Raw genomic sequence first — 3,869 nt, 5'->3', positions numbered from 1 at the left:
TTTACCGCCCCCCTGCATGTGTCACCCCCCCTGCAAAAAAGGGATGCCGGAGGGCATCCCCATGTCCCAGCTTTGTGCGTACTCACTGTTGCAAGTATGCATTCACGTTGCTCTTCGTCACAATGGTCACGCCGGTATCGACCTCCGGCGGAACTGGATCGACGCCAGACTGTTGCCAATTCGCAACTGGACGTGCTAAATTGTGGCGAATCGCAAACAAGTCCATGAGTCCCCAGAAGCCCATGTTCCAGGTGCCCTGCGCTACGGTGGCAGTGATTTCGCCGCTCTTGATTGCATTGAGCGTGGCTTTGTCGGTGTCGAACGAGACAATCTTCACTTGGCCTGTCTTTCCGGCCTCCTGCACGGCGGTCGCTGCGCCTGTTCCTTCGTCGGCCTCTGTGCAGAAGATGCCCGCGAGATGCGGATAGGTTTGAAGCAGTGCAGACGTGACCTGGGCGGTCTTAATTTGGTCCGAGTTACCGTTTTGAACGGCCACGACTTGAATTCCAGGGTACTTCGCTGCCATCTCCTCTTTGAAACCTTGCACACGCTGATCAAGGTTCAGCTCTCCAGGCGTCGTGATGACCGCGACCTGACCGTGCCCACCGAGCGCTTGGCCAAGGTAGTCAGCGGCCTTTTGGCCCGCCTCGACGTTGCTGGTTCCAAGGTAGGCGTACCGCTTGCTCTGTGGAGCATCCGAGTCAAAGCTAATCACTGGAATACCCGCAGCAATGGCTTGGTTGATCACCGGCGTCATCGCTTGAGCATTGATGGATGTCACCAAGATGCCTGCAGGATGCTTCGCAATCACCTGCTGCATGGTCGTGACTTCCTGGTTAATATCATACTGCGGGGCTCCTGTGAAAACCGCCTTTACACCGAGGTCTTTGGCCGCCGCCTCCATACCAGCGAAGCAACCCTTCCAATATTCGATGCCCGACAGGAAGGTGACCATGTAGTAGGTTTCATTTGGGGAACCCTGGAACGCCGACGAACTTCCACCACTTTGACTCGATGACGTCGAAGACGAGTTGCCGTTTGTCGAACATCCCGTTGCAGCAAGAACGATCGATGCCGCAGCAGCGGCAACGGCAGCGTATTTCGTCATCTTTTTCCGGTTGTCTTTCTTCATCAATGTGGTGCCCCCTTCAACACTTTTGCTCAACTGGTTTTCTTGCGATGTGTAAGGACATCAAGCGTCACTGCAGCAATAAGTACGAAACCCGTGACAAGACTCTGCCAGTAAACGGATACATTCAACAAAACCAACGCGTCGTTCACAATTCCCACGAGCACACTGCCGAGCAGTGCGCCGAGAACAGTGCCCTCACCTCCCGTCAGGCTTGCGCCGCCAATGATACATGCGGCGATGGCCTGAAGCTCCATACCTTGTCCCGCGGTAGGTGCTGCCACACTGAAGCGGGACAGCGTGAGAATGCCGGCAATACCAGCCAAGAGCGCTGTAAAGATGTAAATCCAGACTTTAACCTTTGAAACTCGAATTCCCGACAAATATGCGGCTGCCTCGTTACTACCGATGTAGTACACTTTCCGCGCGACGACAGCTCGCCTCATGATGAAGTCGGATACCACAACCACGACGGCAAGAATCCAGATCAGCACAGGAATTCCAAGAAGGTTTCCCTGACCCAGGTACAAAAAAGACTTTGGAACGCCCGTTACAGATAGCGGGGCTCCTTGGGTAACAACGTATGCCACACCCTGGACGACGCCTTGCATTCCGAGCGTCATGATAAACGGGTTAATTTTCACCTTGCCGATGAATAGCCCGGTGATCAGACCAGAGCAAAGGCTAGCCAAAAGACCAAACACAGCTGCGAGCCATACGTTCATGCCATTCAATGCCAGGCTCCCGGTCACAACACCCGCCATGGACATGACCGATCCGACCGAGAGGTCGAATCCTCCGGAGACCAGAGCCACCGTCATGCCCACCGAGACGATGGCCGTCATGACGATACTCAGGATTGTGGTGACAATGTTATCTACACTAAGGAATGACGACGACAGGAACGAAAGGATAATGCAGAGCACGATGATGACCAACACAATGGTCAGCTCTCGAATACGCGTGACTTTCCGAAGCCACGACTCGCGCTCATTCTGAATGTTCGCAGGAGCAGTATCAGTCGGTTGCATCGTTTCACCCCACGGCTATTTCCTTGTGAAGACCTGATGCGTATTCCATGATGATTTCGTCGTTCATGTCGGAACCACTAAGGACTCCGGCCACCGTGCCGTTGTGCACGACCAACACACGATCGCTGAGCCCCACAATCTCTGGCAACTCTGAAGAGATAACAATGATGCCAATGCCCTCATTGGCCAACTTCCTGAGGAGTTGGTGAATCTCCGCCTTTGCCCCAACGTCAATTCCGCGAGTCGGTTCATCCAGTATAAGGACACGAGGCTGGCGCGAGACCCATTTCCCAATCATCACCTTTTGCTGGTTTCCTCCGCTCAAGCTCCCTACAAGCTGCTCGTCATCCTTCGCCTTCACCCGGAGATCTCTTATCACTTGTTCAGCCAATTCCCGGGCTCGAACACGCTGAAGCAGCCCTCGTTTGGCCAGCCGGTCGAGGTGAGTCACCGCGACATTGTCTCGAATCGACATTTTCAAAAAGAGACCCTGTTCTTTGCGATCTTCCGTGAGATAGTACACTCCGTGCCGTATCGCATCCTGAACTGCGTGGATTCGCACTGGACGTCCGTCCAACACGATGTCCCCCGAGGTCCTCGGATCGACTCCGGTCATGGCTCGCATGATTTCCGTGCGACCAGACCCCACCAGTCCAAAAACACCGAGGATTTCGCCCTTGCGAAGTTCAAAGGACACATTTCTGCACTTCGAACCCGCGTTCAGATTCTGAACCCTCAGCAGAATCTGATCCTCCGGGTTTCCTTTATCCGGATAAATTCGTTCGATCGAGCGGCCGACCATCATTCGAATGACGTCATCGGCACTGGTCCTCGACGTCTGAACGGTCCCGATCAGCGCACCATCTCGCAGAACCGTGATCCGGTCCGTGAGTTGGAAAATCTCGTCAAATTTATGACTCACGTAGATAATTCCCTTGCCTTGCGATTTGAGTTCCCGCAAGACGTCGAAGAGTCGCGAAGCATCTTCGACACTAAGGGCGGACGTCGGTTCATCAAAGATGTAGACGCTTGCATCTGTCACGAGCGCCTTGACAATTTCCACGATTTGTTGCTGGGATACACTTAAGTTTTTAACAAGCTCAGAAGGAGAGAAACTCACGTGAAACCGTGCAAGATAGCGCTCACAGATTTCCTGCATCTGTCGACGTCTCATAAATCCCGCCCGAGTTGGTGCCTGTCCCACCAGGATATTTTCCATGACCGATATGTCCGGGAACAGACTCAATTCCTGATGGACAATGGCGACCCCCATGCGGCGAGCATCCACAGGAGAATGAAGCCTCACTGAACGGCCAGCAAGTTGGATCTCACCCGCGTCCGGCTGCAAAGCGCCGGTCACGATTTTGAGAAACGTCGATTTGCCTGCTCCGTTTTCCCCCATGAGGGCATGAATTTCTCCCTCTATCAGCTCAAATGAGACGTTGTCGAGAGCTACGGTTCCCGGAAACTCTTTGCGAATTCCTCTCGCCGCCAGCAACGTACGCGCCACGCACATCACCTCCTACATCTTGTACGAATATCCGTACAAGTTGGCTCACGAATTCCCGTTTGTGCGCTGAAACCGGATTCATGTCAGCATCCTACCACAGATCACAGCCTGGGCTCAAGCGCCCTGGCACATTTGTACGCACATTTTGAGATGGAATTTCCAGGCGTGCCTCATCCCCCCTAGCTTAACGCTTGACCGG

General features: G+C 53.8%; 3 protein-coding genes. All 3 read right to left on the bottom strand.

The genetic code is table 11. The features are described 5' to 3' along the window. Positions 1 to 82 precede the first annotated feature (82 nt). From AS26_RS13300 to AS26_RS13290, 3 genes are read right to left on the bottom strand one after another with little or no spacing between them, the layout of a single operon-like run. Complete coding sequence (locus AS26_RS13300) at positions 83 to 1,132, bottom strand: substrate-binding domain-containing protein (RefSeq protein ID WP_062310537.1); 1,050 nt, start codon at positions 1,130 to 1,132, stop codon at positions 83 to 85. Between the two features lie 29 nt (positions 1,133 to 1,161). Beyond that, a complete protein-coding gene (locus AS26_RS13295; RefSeq protein ID WP_062310535.1) occupies positions 1,162 to 2,160 on the bottom strand; it encodes an ABC transporter permease in 999 nt (332 codons plus the stop codon). A gap of 4 nt (positions 2,161 to 2,164) precedes the next feature. Beyond that, positions 2,165 to 3,676, bottom strand: coding sequence for a sugar ABC transporter ATP-binding protein (locus tag AS26_RS13290; protein WP_062310532.1), 1,512 nt, complete (start codon positions 3,674 to 3,676; stop codon positions 2,165 to 2,167). Positions 3,677 to 3,869 lie beyond the last annotated feature (193 nt).

It is taken from the genome of Alicyclobacillus sendaiensis NBRC 100866 (genome assembly GCF_001552675.1).
GTDB lineage: Bacteria > Bacillota > Bacilli > Alicyclobacillales > Alicyclobacillaceae > Alicyclobacillus > Alicyclobacillus sendaiensis.
This window is presented reverse-complemented; position numbering and strand designations above follow the sequence as displayed.

What these genes read in the sequence shown, in the direction of transcription:
- AS26_RS13300 (WP_062310537.1), bottom strand. Translation starts at nt 1,132, where the DNA reads ATGAAGAAAGACAACCGGAAAAAGATGACGAAATACGCTGCCGTTGCC.
- AS26_RS13295 (WP_062310535.1), bottom strand. Translation starts at nt 2,160, where the DNA reads ATGCAACCGACTGATACTGCTCCTGCGAACATTCAGAATGAGCGCGAG.
- AS26_RS13290 (WP_062310532.1), bottom strand. Translation starts at nt 3,676, where the DNA reads ATGTGCGTGGCGCGTACGTTGCTGGCGGCGAGAGGAATTCGCAAAGAG.